Source organism: Bacillus sp. FJAT-26390 (assembly GCF_001682865.1).
In the GTDB taxonomy this organism is placed as follows: Bacteria; Bacillota; Bacilli; order Paenibacillales; family Paenibacillaceae; genus Pristimantibacillus.
Map to the genome: position 1 here is coordinate 276,062 of NZ_MAQX01000022.1, position 16,169 is coordinate 292,230.

Consider the following 16,169-nt stretch of genomic DNA (forward strand, 5'->3'; position numbering starts at 1 on the left):
GGCGCCTCCGTTAAAAGCCCGATAAAAACCGGGAATATTGGATCATCATACGGACGGATGGACGAATCTTGTTGTCGTTCAGCGGCGTGTTGTCGTTCTTCGACGGCTTTGAATTGACTTCAAGAAGCCATACGCGGCCTCCGGTATCAAGCGCCAAATCGATCCCAAGCTCGCCAAAATGCGCTGGAATTTGTGTGTCTACACCGCGCGCGATATTCAGCGCCGCTTGCTGCAGCCGCTGCACCGCTTCATTCCTGCTCAGCCCGGCTTGCAAATTTGATTTTGTGACGGCCTCCAAGGCCGTGCTGAGCGTTCCGCCCCGGGCCAGATTGGAGACGAAATGATCGTTGCCGGCTGTGCGTGCGACGATGGACGTAAGGGTCCATTTGCCGCTTGCGTTTTTTTGGACAAGCGCGCGGAAATCAACGGGCCGCTTCTGGATTTCGATCAGCTGCAGACCCTGTTGGACTTGGTAGCGGACGGTTTTCATTTTGGCGGAAATGGACGAGAAAAGCTTTACCAGACTCGTATGCTGCTGCCTGCGCGTTCCTGCGGAAGTTGCGTACAATGCCTGATAATTGTTCGTATCGAGCCGCGTAATGCGAATGATCCCTTTGCCTAAGCTGCCGCGGACCGGTTTGAGAAAAACGTTGTTGTAGCGGGAGCACATGGACTTCAGCATCGTATAGTTGCGCAGCAAATGGGATTCAGGCAAGTACCGCGCGAGCGTCTCATCCTTTTTCAGCGCGTCAAAAACCTCGACCTTATCCAGAAACTTTTCGTTGAAAATGGCCGTCTCGTGCTGCAGTTTTACTTCTTTCATAAAATGTTGTACGCTGGGTCTGTTCTCCATTTTTCTTGACGTCAGGCGGTTATTGACGACGTCGGGAATAGGCATTTTAACACGCTGCCAGCCCTCCGAATAGATCCAGCCGTCAACGGTATCCAGGCTTGTGCCGATTTGGCTAGGGGTGAAGAAATAAACGAATACGCCTTGCGCCGTACTGGCTTCTACCAGCTCCTTGCAAAACATGGAAATGGAACCGAATGGTTTATCCGGCGTATGCGGATAATCACGGCTGACGAGTACGCCGATCAATGGTCCAAGCACCAGCGTGGCGGTCCCGGCTTTATATTGCAGCCTGATCGATGCTCCATTTGTGAAGCCCATTTGTCTTGCCAAGCTTTGGCTCATCCTCATGCCATCGTATTTTGCAACAGGAATAACCTTCACATGATGCCGGAAGGCACCGAATTTTAATTGAATGTGCTGGCCTTGTGGAATCTTCCATTGCTTTACATAGGCTTCGCCAAGCATGAGCGTATCTTCCGGAAGCATGCCGGAGCTGATCACCTGTACGGCTACTTTAGATTTGAGCATCATAAATCTCCTTCCAAGCAGGAGGATGACGATAAGAGGTCAGCAACTAGGTTTTTTAAACGAATTACTTCATCATATGAGGACATCTACCCCTTGGTGAATCACAAAAAGATATGATGCTTGTGTAGTTTTCATGTGCTTTTCCATCAGGGACTTGGCTCATGATTTGATTAAGCGTTATGATTAAACGTAGACATATACCATCACAATGAATGAATGGAGAGAGACTAATGAATATTTATGACAAAGCTTATGAATTAGCGAAGGCGCTGAAAGAGAGCGAGGAAGCGAAGCTGCTGAAAGCTGCGAAGGAAGCTGCTGAGGCTGATCCTGCCGCGAAGGAGATGCTTGATGATTTTCGCGAGCGCCAAAACTTTTTGCAGCAAAAAATGATGGCTGGCGAAGAGCCGTCCGCTGAGGACATGGAGAAAATGAACAAGCTCTACGAGGTGATCACGCTTAATCCGTTGATCGGCAAGCTGCTGGACGCGGAGCGCCGGTTTGCCGTCGTATTCGAGGATGTCAATCGGATCATGTCCGATGTGCTGAAGTCTATCGTAGATTAATTTGAGACATAACCCCTGTCCACTTCTCATAGAATGGTAATGCGGACAAGAGAGTGAGCCGCTTACGACCCTATGGAGGAGCTGAGAGTGATGTTTTCCGGAAAAGGCCGTCATGTATTGTATTTGCTTATTGCGCTTGCGATGCTCGTATATGCGCTTCCGCGTCTTGAGCTGAGCGCGCCGTGGAGCTTGATGAGTGTATTTGGTCTCGTATGGATATTGTTTGCGCTCGTGATCGTGACGGCGCATGTCAATGCGCTGGTGATGAATGACGAGAAGCGCAGAGAACTGGCGCGCATTAAGAAGGCGAAGGCGCTGCTTTGGGAGCAGAAGCTGCTGCAGAAGGCAACAAGAAGGGCTCGCGGTTAACTTTAGGCAGCCATTTGCCCGCTTTGAACAGGGATGCTTGGATAACATGAAAAAAAATAGCGGTACAGGAGAGTTATTCCTGTACCGCTATTTTTCTCTTTTTATAATCTGCGTGCCTTTCCAGACAGTCCCTTTGCGGACATGGATCATTTATTGCATGTCCTTGAATTGTACAAGCTGCTTGACAAATTTATATACGGCTTCCTGCTCTTTCAAGCTGAGACCGTTTATTTGATGAACAATTTTGGTCGCATAACCCTCGTCTTCAGGCTCTTCTACAGCATCCGGGCTAGATATGACATTCACAATTTTCTCTAGCGGCGTTTGCAGTGCAAGCGCGATTTTGCTGAGTACGTCAATGGTCGGATTTTTCTCTCCGCGTTCAACTTGTCCCATATAGGAAGCGTTAATATCAGCGCGGAAAGCGAGCTGCTCTTGGCTTAGCCCTCTTTTTTTGCGCAGCAGACGAATGTTTTCTCCTACAAGCCCTGCAATCTCACTCATACCGTCACCTCAGCCTAACGATAAAACTTTACCTGCCTATCAACAACGCTCTATAGAGCATATTAAAAATAGTGACTATAATCATTGACTAATAGATGGGCTCTTTACTATAATTGTGTAAAAAGTATCATTCTATCGACAAGTTTACCTATAAAGGGTCAATTTACCAATTCCGTGAAAAATGATAGGATATAGAAGGGAAGAAACGTGACGCTAGGAGGACTGCAAGTGGTTGATGAATTCGAGTTTTTCAGAAAAGTTCGCGCTTACTATAACAACGTTCCCTTCCTTGTCCGATTCTCTTATCGCTTGTCTCAACGTGTAAATAAGGCTATAACGGCCCGCGGCTCTTTCAGTTGTCGTGTAAACCCTCATACCCAGATCGTTGAATATGTGCTTGAGCTCAAATCCGATTCTATTTCTAGACCGTACAGCGAGCATAGCTCGTTTTTGTTTTCTAGCATTTATGAAGAGATTCCAGCGCAAACCATTGAAATGAATCAATTCCTCATTTTGGCGCTCCGTTATCCGATTCCGATTGATTATGATTGGCAGGCCTTCATTATGTCCGGCGCTGAGGGTGCCATCAACTCGCAAACGATACAGCAGTTATTCAAAAAATGGAAGCTAAAGGGCAACATGGGACAATTCATTGACGCCAAGCTGAAGGTAGAGCAGGTGCTGCTGCAATGGCAGCTATAAGAGTGATATGAATCGGGACGAGCATGACTTGTTGTTCGCTTTCTCCTATAATAGGGGGAGAGGATAGCAAGTTGGACGGAGGTTAGTGAAGTGGCTCCAATCGTACCGGGTAATGAAACAAGCACGAAGCATGAACAGATTTTGAATTATATTCAAAGCCTTAAGATTGGAACGAAAATTTCAGTACGCGCCATTGCGAAGGAGCTTGGCGTTAGCGAGGGTACGGCATACAAGGCATTTAAGGAAGCGGAAAGCTCAGGCCTAGTCAGCACGAAGGAGCGAATCGGAACGGTTCGGATCGACCGCAAGCGCCGGGAAGCGCTCGACCAGCTTACCTTTGGCGAGGTTGCCGAAATCGTGGAAGGAAAGCTGTTTGGAGGGGCTGCTGGCCTTGATAAAACGCTGCATAAATTCGTCATAGGCGCGATGGAGCTTGACGCGATGCTTCGTTATATCGACGAGGGCAGCCTGTTGATTGTGGGTAACCGAATTGACGCGCATCGGTGTGCGCTGGAGGAGGGTGCCGGCGTTCTCATTACCGGCGGCTTCGAGCCAAGCGCGGAAGTGATCCAATTGGCTGATGAGCGTGTTCTCCCGATTATTAGCTCCAGACATGATACGTTTACGGTAGCCTCCATGATCAACCGCGCTATGTACGATCGGCTCATAAAACGAAAAATTATGCTGATTGAAGATATCGTTACGTTCAGCAGGCCGGCTGACGTGCTTCGAATCGGGCATACCATAGCCGATTTCCATAAGCTATCTCGCGCAACCGGCTATTCACGCTTTCCCGTTGTGGATGATAGAAGCAAGGTCGTTGGCATGATGACGGCGAAGGATGCGATTGGCACGCCAGAGGACAGCGCTGTCGATAAGGTAATGACCAAGCAGCCGATTACGGCGGCTCCGAATATTACAGTCACGTCCGCTGCTCATACGATGGCCGCAGAAGGCATTGATTTGCTGCCTATCGTGGATAGGCACCGCAAGCTGCTTGGTGTCGTAACGAGGCAGGAAGTGCTTGATGCGATGCGCTTTGCAGGCAAACAGCCGGAATCAGGCGAGACATTTGAAGACTTGATGTGGACAGGCTTTATGGCTACCGCTAACGTTAATGCGGTTGGCGTTGATGAGCTGGGCATCGCGTATAAAGGGACGATTACGCCGCAAATGTCGGGTGCGCTGGGAATGGTATCCGAGGGACTTCTTGCTACGCTTATGACACAAGCGGCGCGTAGAATGATTCGAGAGACAGCTAAGCGCGATTACTTGCTTGAGAGCATGACCACTTATTTTGTCCGTCCCGTCCAAATAGATAGTGAAATTACGATCATACCGAAGGCGCTTGAGATGAGCAGGAAGTTTACGAAGCTGGAGATCGAGGTGAAGGACGCGAAAGGTCTGGCCGCCAAAGCGATGCTGACGGCCCAGATGATTGATCCGTATTAACGGCTGTATTAGCTTCTTGGCGAGCTGTAGATGCTGAGATTGCGAAGGCCCGCGAACAGGTTGAATACGCCAAGCACTAGAAATATCGCGCCAATGACGATGCGAAGCGTGGATTCGCCGGACAAGAACAGCTGAACCAATGCGATAAATAGCAGCATGATCCCCATGCTAATATTCATTCTAGCAGAGAAGATGGCCCTTGTTCTCGCATCGGAGGAACGGCGTGATTTGAAGCTGAACAAAGCCGAGAACACGAGTGAAATAAGGATGCCCGGCATGAGCAGCCATTGCAGAAGTTGATCCATAAGAGAGTAGCTCCTTTAAGTTATGTAGTTGCAGCATCAATTTCGTAAATAGACAGGCTCTATTGTACCACGAAATGAGGCAGCGTGCTTAGGAAGGAGGCTTCGTGTAGTCCCGAACCTTGATCCATACATGAAGGACATTTTCGACGACGAGGATCGTCTTCACCTCAATGGTGTAATCTTTGTTGAACACATCCATATAGACTTTCTTGTCAAGGAGCTTTCGGGCGAATTTGGCATCGGAATCGATGACGTAAATACTTTGGCCGAGGAATCCCTGAAGATCTTTTTTTATACGTTTAAGAAGCTCGGCTTCCGTCACTTGGTCAAGGTCGGGCCTGCCGGAATTTTGTCCGGCCTCTTTCTCTATGCGCGGCAGAATGCTTTTAATAACCGTGTGCTGATTTTTGAATTCTTTTAAATGCCGGATATCCTGCTCGTATTGCTCAAGCTTCACCTCAAGCTCGCTCTTCAAAATAATCAAAGCTTGGAACTCCGCCAAATAAAGCGAATTATAGACGATCGCTCCGATTATCATCCCGAGTATCAACATCCCACCCATTTGCATGCCTCTCACAAAACGTCCAAACGGCGGTACTCGCATCGCTTAAACGGCTCCCTTGCATATAAGCCTGACCAGCTCCGTACCTAAATGTGCGCCTAGAAAAGCGATGATGATAAAGCTGATTTGCTGCGCCGCCGGATTCAAGTATCCCTCCATGATGTTGCTTTCAATGACGCGGACGGGATCGATTGATCCGCCGACAGCTGCGACGATTGCCCATATTTTCAGCCTTGCGGCCGTATCAAGCATGGTGGTCGCGGGCGGCAGCAGCATGAATACCGAGCCGATCCCCGCTAGCGTCGAGCCCCCAAGGACGACGCCAAGCGCAATGAAGAAATCAAGCCCCGCTTTGGACAAATAGTAGCTCATAGGTTTACCTCCTAAAGGATAGTGAAATGAAACGGAATCGAGAAGCCGATGCCAACAGCTGGTTTATGAACATCGGGTTTAACACGCTTGTATGCCCTGCTACCATTCTATGGGCGTGTCCTACGCTATTATGATAAAATAGACTTAACTTATTTGGTCTACGCGGAAAGGAACGGTTGCGATGAGCGGACATAACGAACAATCTTTCGTGCATTTGCACGTCCACAGCGAATATAGCCTGCTTGACGGCGCCGCTAGAATCCGTGACCTTACGGCTAGAGCTTCTGAGCTTGGCATGAAGGCGCTTGCGCTGACTGATCATGGCGTCATGTACGGAGCCATCCCTTTTTACAGGGCGTGCAAGGCGCATGGCATTAAACCGATTATCGGCTGCGAGCTTTATATGACGACCGGATCTCGTTTCGAGAAGGGCACGCGCAAAGAAAATCCGATCTTTCATTTGATCGTGCTGGCCAAGAATGAAACAGGCTATCGGAACCTGATGAAGCTTAGCTCGATCGCCCATTTGGAAGGCTTTCACTATAAGCCGCGCGTCGATCTGGAGGTGCTAAGCGAGCATTCAGAGGGACTTATCTGTTTAAGCGCGTGCCTCGGCGGCGAAGTGTCCCAGCATTTGCTGCATGACCGGTTCGATGATGCGGAAGCTAGCGCTTTGCGTTACAAAGCTATTTTTGGCGATGATTTTTATTTGGAGCTGCAGGATCATGGTCTGCTTGACCAGAAGAAGGTAGCTGCTGAAATGATAAAGCTCGCGAGCAAGACGGGCATTAAGCTCGCGGCAACAAATGACGTCCACTACCTCCGCGCGGAGGATGCTGCCGTTCAGGATGTACTGCTGTGCATCGGAACAGGCAAAACGACTCAAGATACCGATCGGCTGCGCATGCTGACGGATCAGATGTATTTGAAAAGCGCGGACGAGATGGCGCTTTTGTATAGGCATGCGCCGGAAGCGCTGGCGAATACGAGCGAAATTGCGGACAAATGTAATTTAGAGCTAACGTTGGGCCGCGCTGCGCTGCCTGTATTCAGGCCGGTACCGGCAGATATGAGCTCGTCCGATTATTTAATGACATTATGCCGCGACGGCCTGAATGCAAGGTATGCCGGACAACCTGAATGGGCGACGGATGCTGAATACAAGCTGAAGGCGGAGCAGCGACTGGAGTATGAGCTATCTGTTATTGACAAAATGGGATTCAGCGACTATTTCCTGATCGTTTGGGATTTTGTTCGCTTTGCGCATGAGCGAGGCATTCGCACAGGCCCCGGAAGGGGATCGTCCGCAGGAAGCTTGGTTGCTTACACGCTGCGCATTACCGATGTTGACCCGCTCAAATATAAGCTGTTGTTCGAGCGGTTTCTTAACCCGGAGCGTATCTCCATGCCCGATATCGATATTGACTTTAATGACGAGCGCCGCGATGAGGTTATCGCTTACGTTGCCGCCAAATACGGCGATGAGCATGTCGCGCAGATCATTACTTTCGGAACGATGGCAGCTAAAGCTGCGGTGCGGGATGTAGGGCGGGCGATGAATGTTCCGTTTCAAGAGGTGGACCGCGCGGCGAAGCTTATTCCGAACCAGCTTGGCATTACGCTCGAGGAAGCGCTTCGCATCAGCAGCGAGCTGCAGGATGCAAGCGATCGCCAGCCGAAGACGGCGGAGATGCTCAAGATGGCTTTGAAGGTAGAGGGCATGCCGCGGCATGCTTCCACGCATGCGGCGGGAGTCGTCATCTCGCAAGAGCCGCTGACCCATTATACGCCTATACAGGCGGGAAGCGAGCGGATACCGCTTACGCAGTATTCCATGGAGCATTTAGAAGCAATTGGGCTTCTTAAGATGGATTTTCTCGGCTTGCGGACGCTTTCCATATTAGAGCGTGCGCTGAAGGCCGTGAAGGAGCAGCACGGCAAAACGATTGATTTTCATACGATCAGCGATAATGATCCGGCAACATATGCGATGCTCAGCCGGGGCGATACGACAGGCATTTTCCAACTGGAATCCGCTGGCGTGCGGCGCGTGCTGAAGGATATGAAACCAACGGAGTTTGAGGATATCGTCTCGGTGCTGGCGTTATATCGTCCAGGCCCGATGGAGTTTATTCCCAAATATATTCAAGGCAAGCATGGGGTCGTTACCGTCGAATATCCGCATCCCTCGCTAGAGCCTATATTGTCGGATACGTACGGCATTATCGTCTACCAGGAGCAAATTATGCAAATTGCTTCCCTCATGGCAGGGTTCTCGCTAGGCGAAGCGGATCTGCTGCGGCGAGCCGTTTCGAAGAAGAAACGCGAGGTGCTTGACGAGGAGCGTGCGCACTTCGTGAAGGGCAGCCTTGCGCAGGGTTACTCCGAATCGGAGGCGAATCATGTGTATGACATGATCGTTCGCTTTGCCGATTATGGCTTCCCGCGGGCGCATGCTGCCGCATATGGCGTGCTTGCTTTTCAGACAGCTTGGCTGAAGGCAAATTTTCCGGTAGAGTTTATGGCTTCGATGCTCGCCTCCGTGACCGGCAACCAGCGGAAGACGGCTGAGTATGTGGATGAATGCCGCCGCATGGGCATCGCCGTGCTGCCGCCGGATGTGAATGAAAGCAGCGTTTCCTTCACGCCTGTGGGGAATGCGGTCCGCTTCGGACTTGCGGCGATCAAAAACGTCGGTACACAAGCGATTGAAGCGCTCCAGAAGGAGCGGGGGGAGCAGCCTTTTGAGAGTCTGCTGGATTTATGCAGGCGCGTCGATTTACGCGTCGTAAACAAGCGGGTATTGGAGTCGCTTATCCAAGCGGGGGCTTTGGATTCTATGCCCGGCCACCGCGCCCAGCTGCTGGCTGCCCTTGAGGAAACGGTAGAGGCTGCAGTCAAATGGCGCAAGGAGCGCGAGGAGCTGCAAATCGAAATGTTCGGTCTCGACGAGGTGCAAAACTGGGATGTGGAGCTTCCGGAAATTCGTCCCTTCACGACGAGTCAGCAGCTTGACTTTGAACGTGATTTGCTCGGACTATATTTATCGGGCCATCCGCTTGATGCGGTCGATCGGCAGCTTGAATCACTTGGGCTTGACCGCTTGGTCGAGCTAAGCGATGCAAAGGATGGGGCGATTGCCATTGCAGGCGTAATGATCGTATCGCTTAAGCCCTTCACGAACAAGAAGGGGCTAGCGATGGGCTTCTTGGAGCTGGAGGATCGCATTATGCGAGTGGAAGCCGTTGTGTTTCCGACGGTTTGGAAGCGAATTGGGAGCAAGCTTGAGAAAGGCGGCTTAGCGATCATTCAGGCAACCGTTCAACAGCAGGATGACGATTATAAGCTGCTTGTCGAGGATTGTGTGCCGATAGGCGAAGCGGATATGGATCTTGCGGAGCAGGTTAGACGGCTGCAAAAGCAGGCGCAGGCTCGGGCTGCCCGTACGAGCGGCGGCACATCCGCAAGCGGAGCGGCTTCCAAAAGCCGTCCGCAGAGAACGCAAAGCGGGGCAGCTTCGGCTGATCCGGCACGTAGGCCAAATGCGGCCGTAAGCGGACAAGCGCTTCAGAAAAATGCTCCTTCGGAGAAAGCGGCGCCAACTGATCGCAAGCCGCAGCGCGTATATATCAAAATCGCATCAGCGAATGAAGAGCCGGCCGTGCTTGAGAAGCTTAAGGGTTTGCTGGCAGGCCATTCCGGACAGCTTGCGACCGTATTATTTTACGTGCAAGGCCAGAAGTCCATCGCGCTGAGCGACAGCTATCGCGTGAAGCCTTCGCCGCAGCTCATCGCTGCTGTCGAGCAGCTTCTGGGGGAAGGCGCAATTATCGTGAGATAACAAGAGAATCGACAATCACAAAAAAACTAGCTGCTCTATGCTTGCAAACATGCAAGAAATAGAAGCTGTTTCAGCATCTTTAATAGGATTCACGAAGTTCAGCGCTGTGAGAATCTGCAAAAGGAACCCGCCTCCCGTAAAATCTCGCAAACAAATGGATTTCGTATGCACGTCAACGCTTGTACGCGCATATGTTTAGAGATACATGTGACGATGGCAATGAAGCTCGCTCATAAGGAGTTTGCCTTAGGACAATGCCATCTGCTCACGCTAATGTTTCCAAGATTAACGTACAAGCAGTTACGGGAGGATGGGTCCTATGACAGGAATTGAGAAGTGGCTCTTAAAACGCGGGGTATCGGTCGACGATGTAACTGAAATCGTGTACACGCTGCAGCGTCCCTATAACGGTGATTTGACGATGGAAGAATGCGAGGAGAGCGTAAGAGCGGTGCTTGCTAAGCGCGAGGTGCAATATGTCATGTATACGGGCATTGCCCTTGATGAGTTAGCAGAGCGCAGATTGCTGCCGGAACCGCTGCAATCGATCATGGAAACCGATGAGTCGCTCTACGGCGTCGATGAGACGCTGGCGCTCGGCATTACGAATGTTTACGGCATGATTGGATTGACGAGCTTCGGATATTTAGATAAAGTAAAACCCGGCATTATTCGTCAACTGAATTTAAAAGGCGAACGCATTCATGTGTTTCTCGATGACTTGGTCGCTGGTTTGGCCGCCGCTGCATCGGCAAGGATTGCGCATCAGGACCCGAAAGCGATCCGATATGATTTGCCGGATTCCCCATGACTATGGTATCATTATGACATCATATGGCCTGTTACCGGGATAGCTATGCTTAGTAAGTGAACTTTGCGGTAGCAAAGTTTTCAGGAGGTACCATGATGTGGACGGTCATTTATATCGCACCAACAGCTAAAATCGCAGATAACATCAAGAAGCGGCTAACGGAGGAAGGATTTTTGGTGAAAATCCGCTCTGTCAATCTGTCCAAACAGCAATACGAGATACTAGTTCCGTCTGGCGAGTTGGAGGAAGTTCAAGAAGTATTCAACTCCATTATGCGGCCATTATGATGGACTGCTCTATACTATTGCGCCTTGAGAGGTGTCACACGTGCAAATAAAGGACTTATTTACGAAGAAGAAATATGCGACTATACCATCGGAACCCCGCAAGCGGGAAGTTCCAGAGGGCTTGATGAATAAGTGCTCCAAATGCGGCACCATTCAGTACAGCAAAGAGCTCGAAAAAAATTTAAAAGTATGCTCTTCCTGCGGCCATCATTACCGGCTAAGCGCATGGGAGCGTATAGCATTGACGCTTGATGAAGGACATTTGTTAGAATACGATGCGAATATGGAATCCGTCGATCCTCTAAACTTCCCTGGTTATGCCGGCAAGCTTGAGCAGCAGAAGAGCAAGTCAAATCTTCGCGATGCTGTCGTAACAGGGGAAGGAACGATCGGCGGTTTTCCGGTTGTCGTTGCAGTAATGAGCTTTGATTTCTTCACCGGCAGTATGGGATCCGTAGTTGGGGAGAAGATTACTAGAGCAATCGAAGCGGCTCATGCCAAGCAGCTGCCGCTTCTTATTTTCTCTACTTCCGGCGGAGCCCGCATGCAGGAAAGTATTTTGAGCTTAATGCAAATGGCTAAGACGAGCGCGGCGCTTTCGAAATTTCAAGGCGCAGGTGGTTTGTTTATTTCAATTTTTACCGATCCTACTACAGGCGGGGTTTCGGCAAGCTTTGCGAGCTTGGGCGACTACAATTTGGCCGAGCCTGGCGCGTTGATCGGTTTTGCCGGTCGGATTGTCATCGAACAAACGATTCGCCAGAAGCTGCCGGATGACTTCCAGACAGCCGAGTTTAACTTGCAGCACGGCCAATTGGACAAAGTCGTACACCGCAAAGATATGAAGCCTACGTTAGCAAAGCTGCTCGATATGCATTGCGTAAGGGAGGAAACATCCTATGGCGGGTGAGCTGCCTTTTGAAAAACCGCTGAATGATTTGCGGCAGAAGGTTACCGAGCTGAAGACTTTGAGCGTGGAGAAGGGTATTGACTTCACCGAAGAGATTTTAGGTCTGGAGCAAAAGTGCAAGCAGCTTGAAGAAGAGCTGTATAGCGAGCTGTCTCCGGCTCAAAAAATGCATATGGCGCGTCATCACCAGCGTCCGACTTCGCTTGACTACATTCAAACGGTATTTACAGATTATATGGAGCTGCACGGGGATCGTCTGTTTGCGGACGATCTTGCCATCGTTGGCGGGCTTGCCAAGCTTAACGGTGTTCCGGTTACCGTAATCGGACATCAACGGGGCAAGGATACGCGCGAGAACATCGCTCGCTTCTTTGGAAGCCCTCACCCAGAGGGCTTTCGCAAAGCTTTGCGGCTAATGGAGCAAGCAAACAAGTTCAAGCGGCCAATCATTACCTTTATTGATACGAAGGGTGCTTATCCGGGCAAAACTGCAGAGGAACGCGGCCAATCGGAAGCGATTGCGCGCAACCTGCGGGAAATGGCCGGCTTCGGCGTGCCTATCATTTGTATCGTTATCGGTGAAGGCGGCAGCGGCGGCGCTTTGGCGCTAGGCGTGGGCAACCGTGTACTTATGTTGGAAAATGCGATTTACAGCGCCATTTCACCAAACGGAGCAGCTTCTATTTTGTGGAAGGATGCCTCCAGAGCGGATCAAGCTGCTGAAGCTATGAAGATTACAGCTAAGGATTTGCTTGAATTTGGCGTGATCGAGGATATCGTTGCAGAACCGCAAGGAGGCGCTCATAAGGATTTGGCGTTCCAAGCGGAGCAAATTAAGGAAAAGCTATGGGTGCATCTTCAAGAGCTCCTGCAAATGAACGCTGAGCAGTTGATCGAGGATCGCTATAATAAATTCCGTAAGATCGGCCAGTTCAAGGTGGTTGATGAGCCGCACGAAGCGCCAAGCGCGCCGGTTAGTGACGCCAATATTGGCGAAGCGGCTGATGCTGCGGATCAATCTTCCGTGCAAACGGCTGAAGCAACTACTACGATTCAGTAAATTATATGTAAAATTGATTATTTCACTGTACAAGCAGTGGGGTGTCATGTCAGTATAGAATAGAATTCAGGCAATATACGGAGGAAACTTAACATGCGTAAAACTAAAATCGTTTGTACTATCGGTCCATCCAGCGAATCGTTGGAAAATACAAAGAAACTAATTCATGCCGGCATGAACGTAGCCCGTCTTAACTTCTCCCACGGAGATTTCGAAGAGCACGGCAATCGTATCAAAAATATCCGCATTGCAAATGCCGAGCTTGGCACTTCTGTAGCGGTTTTGCTTGACACGAAGGGTCCTGAGATTCGTCTTGGCAAGCTGAAAGAAGAGCCTATCGAATTGAACCAAGGCGAGACGGTTACACTTACAACGGAAGATATTTTGGGCGATCGCAACCGTGTTCCGATTACGTACAATAACCTTCCAAACGATGTAACAATTGGTTCGACTATTTTGATCGATGACGGCTTGATCGGATTGACGGTTGAAGAGGTTCACGGAACTGAAATCGTATGCCGTATCGTAAATAGCGGTCCAATTAAAAGCAAAAAAGGCGTTAACGTACCCGGCGTGAAAATTTCACTTCCTGGTATTACAGAGAAGGATGCGAATGATATCGTATTCGGTATCGAAATGGGCGTAGATTTCATCGCAGCTTCTTTCGTGCGTAAAGCGAGCGACGTGCTTGAAATCCGTGAGCTTCTTGAGCGTCACAATGCGGGTCATATTCAAATCATCTCCAAAATCGAAAACCAAGAAGGCGTAGACAATCTTGATGAGATTCTTGAGGTTTCCGACGGCCTAATGGTAGCGCGTGGCGATCTAGGCGTAGAAATTCCAGCCGAAGAAGTGCCGCTCGTGCAAAAAAACATGATCAGAAAAGGTAACCGTGTAGGCAAACCAGTAATCACGGCTACACAAATGTTGGATTCCATGCAGCGCAACCCGCGTCCAACTCGCGCAGAAGCGAGTGACGTTGCAAATGCGATTTTTGACGGTACAGATGCAATCATGCTATCCGGCGAAACGGCTGCAGGAAGATACCCAACTGAATCCGTACAAACAATGGCACGTATCGCAGAGCGCGCTGAGGCGGCTTTGGAATACCGTGAAATTTTCACTAAGCAAGCTAATGCACAACAAACATCCGTTACAGAAGCAATCAGCCAAGCTGTTGCTAACTCCGCTCTTGATCTAAGCGCAAAAGCGATCATTACTTCTACACAAAGCGGCTTTACAGCTCGCATGGTATCGAAGTACAAGCCAAAAGCTCCAATCATCGCAGTAACAACTGATGAGAAAGTATTGCGTCGTCTATCACTCATTTGGGGTGTATTAGCGGTACTTGGTCCAGATGCTGATACGACGGACGAAATGTTTGAAAATGCGGTTAAAGGCGGCATGAGCACAGGCTTCCTAAGCCTTGGCGATACAGTTGTCATTACAGCAGGCGTTCCTGTTGGCCGCGCCGGCACGACGAACTTGATCAAAATTCACCACATCGGTGAGCTTTTGGCACAAGGACAAGGCATCGGAAGCCAAACGGCAATCGGTAAAATCGTTGTAGCTCGTACGCCAGAAGAGGCACTCGCGAAAACGACTGAAGGCTCTATCTTGGTTACGATCTCGACAGACAAAGAATATATGCCTGCATTCGAGAAAGCGGGAGCGGTTATTACAGAGCAAGGCGGCATTACTAGCCATGCTGCAGTAGTAGGCCTTAACCTTGGAATCCCAGTTATTCTTGGAATCGCAAATGCGACAGAATTGCTTAAAGATGGCATGGAAGTAACCATCTATGGCGAAACTGGCGTCATTTATCACGGCCAATCAAAAGTACTGTAATTAAACAGCGCTTTTTCACCAACTATAATGGATAGAAGCTTGAAGCGGGGGTGCTTACACCCTCGCTTTTTGCTAATTACATAGGATTTATGTAAGCTTATTGTATATGGAATTTGGGAGGATCTGTCATGCTTGCTGCTTCTGGCTGGTTTATGCATCCCATTCGCGTTCGCTATCAGGAAACCGATCAAATGGGTGTCGTTTTTCATGGAAATTATGTAACTTGGTTTGAAATTGGACGTACGGAATGGATAAGGAATGCTGGTTACCATTATAAAGCGATCGAGGAACGCGGTTTGCTGCTGCCTGTCGTGGATTTGCATTGCCGTTATTTGCTGCCCGCGCGTTATGACGATACGGTTCTTGTATGTACACGGGTAGCCGACTTCTCTCCCGTGCGACTTACTTTTGAGTCGCAAATTAGAAGGGTCACGCCATCGGAGTTCCATGCTTTTGAGCTTGAAGCAAACGCACAGCTGCCAGGAGAACTGTTAGTCGAGGGCGGCACTAAGCATGTATGGGTAAACACGGAGTGGCAGCCTGCACGCTTAAATAAGGTGATGCCGGAGCTCTATGGGCTGCTGCAAACGAAGAGTACGCTTGCGAAGTAAGTTTGCTCCGCAATGTCTATGCTTACGAAGTAAGTTTGCATCGCAAACTTTTAGGAGGTCAAATCATGTATAAATGGCTGCTCGCTGTCTTTATTGTCGTTCCGCTCGTTGAGCTGATTGGTATTTTTACGGTTGGCAACTGGATCGGCGGTTGGAATACTTTTTTTATACTGATCGTGATGGGATTGGCAGGCGCATATCTGGCTCGCGCGGAAGGGCGGCGAGTATGGGGCGAGGCTCAGCGTCAAATGCAAGCGGGACAAATTCCCGGCCAGTCGATTTTGGACGGCTTGTGTGTGCTGGCAGGTGGACTATTGCTGCTCATGCCCGGGTTTATTTCCGATATCGTGGGCGTCACGCTGCTCATTCCGGCAACACGTGTCTTTTATAGGCAAATGATGCTGCATTGGCTGGAAAAAAGAATGAGAAACGGCAATTTTAAAATCGGCCGTTTCTAATATTTACGTTACCTTTACAAAAGGCTAACATGGCAATAATAGTCATGCTTCATAATAAAATAGATATATGTCGTTTCTTGTCACTTTTGAAGATATGTTTAACGCTGCCTCGTATTAAAGCTTGCGAAGC

17 protein-coding genes are annotated in these 16,169 nt (G+C 49.6%); 12 read left to right on the forward strand and 5 right to left on the reverse strand.

Annotated features, from left to right (window positions below; all coding sequences use genetic code 11):
- Window positions 1–10: 10 nt before the first annotated feature.
- The gene (locus A7975_RS18435) at window positions 11–1,381 is read right to left on the reverse strand and encodes a YheC/YheD family endospore coat-associated protein (RefSeq protein ID WP_065386082.1); all 1,371 of its coding nucleotides are present in this window, start codon (window positions 1,379–1,381) and stop codon (window positions 11–13) included.
- Between the two features lie 230 nt (window positions 1,382–1,611).
- Here A7975_RS18435 and A7975_RS18440 point away from each other — a divergent pair, with 230 nt between their 5' ends.
- Together A7975_RS18440 and A7975_RS18445 are read left to right on the forward strand one after the other, a co-directional pair.
- The gene (locus tag A7975_RS18440) at window positions 1,612–1,947 is read left to right on the forward strand and encodes a YlbF family regulator (RefSeq protein ID WP_053374711.1); all 336 of its coding nucleotides are present in this window, start codon (window positions 1,612–1,614) and stop codon (window positions 1,945–1,947) included.
- A 90-nt stretch (window positions 1,948–2,037) separates the two neighbouring features.
- Complete coding sequence (locus A7975_RS18445; protein ID WP_053374712.1) at window positions 2,038–2,316, forward strand: hypothetical protein; 279 nt, start codon at window positions 2,038–2,040, stop codon at window positions 2,314–2,316.
- A gap of 150 nt (window positions 2,317–2,466) precedes the next feature.
- Here the strand turns inward: A7975_RS18445 and A7975_RS18450 are convergent, their stop codons facing one another.
- On the reverse strand, window positions 2,467–2,820 hold the full coding sequence (locus A7975_RS18450; protein ID WP_053374713.1) for a helix-turn-helix domain-containing protein: 354 nt from the start codon (window positions 2,818–2,820) through the stop codon (window positions 2,467–2,469).
- A 207-nt stretch (window positions 2,821–3,027) separates the two neighbouring features.
- On the opposite strand from A7975_RS18450, the gene A7975_RS18455 reads away from it, so the two are divergent.
- On the forward strand, window positions 3,028–3,522 hold the full coding sequence (locus A7975_RS18455) for a hypothetical protein (protein WP_141680355.1): 495 nt from the start codon (window positions 3,028–3,030) through the stop codon (window positions 3,520–3,522).
- 99 nt (window positions 3,523–3,621) lie between these two features.
- Entirely contained in the window at window positions 3,622–4,974 is a 1,353-nt protein-coding gene (locus A7975_RS18460) for a DRTGG domain-containing protein (protein ID WP_053377674.1), read from the forward strand.
- 8 nt (window positions 4,975–4,982) lie between these two features.
- Here the strand turns inward: A7975_RS18460 and A7975_RS18465 are convergent, their stop codons facing one another.
- From A7975_RS18465 to A7975_RS18475, 3 genes are all read right to left on the reverse strand, one after another.
- Window positions 4,983–5,279 (reverse strand): YtpI family protein, encoded by a 297-nt coding sequence (locus A7975_RS18465; protein WP_065386083.1) that lies wholly within the window; start codon window positions 5,277–5,279, stop codon window positions 4,983–4,985.
- Between the two features lie 88 nt (window positions 5,280–5,367).
- A complete protein-coding gene (locus tag A7975_RS18470) occupies window positions 5,368–5,841 on the reverse strand; it encodes a sporulation membrane protein YtrI (RefSeq protein WP_231637418.1) in 474 nt (157 codons plus the stop codon).
- A gap of 45 nt (window positions 5,842–5,886) precedes the next feature.
- Window positions 5,887–6,213 (reverse strand): YtrH family sporulation protein, encoded by a 327-nt coding sequence (locus A7975_RS18475; RefSeq protein WP_053374717.1) that lies wholly within the window; start codon window positions 6,211–6,213, stop codon window positions 5,887–5,889.
- Between the two features lie 181 nt (window positions 6,214–6,394).
- Here A7975_RS18475 and A7975_RS18480 point away from each other — a divergent pair, with 181 nt between their 5' ends.
- From A7975_RS18480 to A7975_RS18515, 8 genes are all read left to right on the forward strand, one after another.
- Window positions 6,395–10,054, forward strand: a complete 3,660-nt coding sequence (locus tag A7975_RS18480; protein WP_065386084.1) for a DNA polymerase III subunit alpha — start codon at window positions 6,395–6,397, stop codon at window positions 10,052–10,054.
- Window positions 10,055–10,373: 319 nt separating this feature from the next.
- A complete protein-coding gene (locus tag A7975_RS18485) occupies window positions 10,374–10,865 on the forward strand; it encodes a phosphatidylglycerophosphatase A family protein (RefSeq protein ID WP_053374719.1) in 492 nt (163 codons plus the stop codon).
- A gap of 95 nt (window positions 10,866–10,960) precedes the next feature.
- Window positions 10,961–11,152 carry a hypothetical protein gene (locus A7975_RS18490; protein ID WP_053374720.1) on the forward strand — a complete coding sequence of 64 codons (192 nt, stop codon included), beginning with the start codon at window positions 10,961–10,963 and terminating at the stop codon, window positions 11,150–11,152.
- A gap of 40 nt (window positions 11,153–11,192) precedes the next feature.
- Window positions 11,193–12,062, forward strand: coding sequence for an acetyl-CoA carboxylase, carboxyltransferase subunit beta (gene accD, locus A7975_RS18495; protein ID WP_053374721.1), 870 nt, complete (start codon window positions 11,193–11,195; stop codon window positions 12,060–12,062).
- Window positions 12,052–13,122 carry an acetyl-CoA carboxylase carboxyltransferase subunit alpha gene (locus A7975_RS18500; RefSeq protein WP_053374722.1) on the forward strand — a complete coding sequence of 357 codons (1,071 nt, stop codon included), beginning with the start codon at window positions 12,052–12,054 and terminating at the stop codon, window positions 13,120–13,122. The genes accD and A7975_RS18500 overlap by 11 nt, the downstream gene beginning before the upstream one ends.
- 93 nt (window positions 13,123–13,215) lie before the next feature.
- Window positions 13,216–14,970, forward strand: a complete 1,755-nt coding sequence (pyk, locus tag A7975_RS18505; RefSeq protein WP_065386085.1) for a pyruvate kinase — start codon at window positions 13,216–13,218, stop codon at window positions 14,968–14,970.
- Between the two features lie 128 nt (window positions 14,971–15,098).
- Window positions 15,099–15,581: an acyl-CoA thioesterase gene (locus A7975_RS18510; RefSeq protein ID WP_065386086.1), complete on the forward strand. Its 483-nt coding sequence runs from the start codon at window positions 15,099–15,101 to the stop codon at window positions 15,579–15,581.
- Between the two features lie 65 nt (window positions 15,582–15,646).
- Window positions 15,647–16,039, forward strand: coding sequence for an FxsA family protein (locus tag A7975_RS18515; protein ID WP_065386087.1), 393 nt, complete (start codon window positions 15,647–15,649; stop codon window positions 16,037–16,039).
- The last annotated feature ends 130 nt before the right edge of the window (window positions 16,040–16,169 follow it).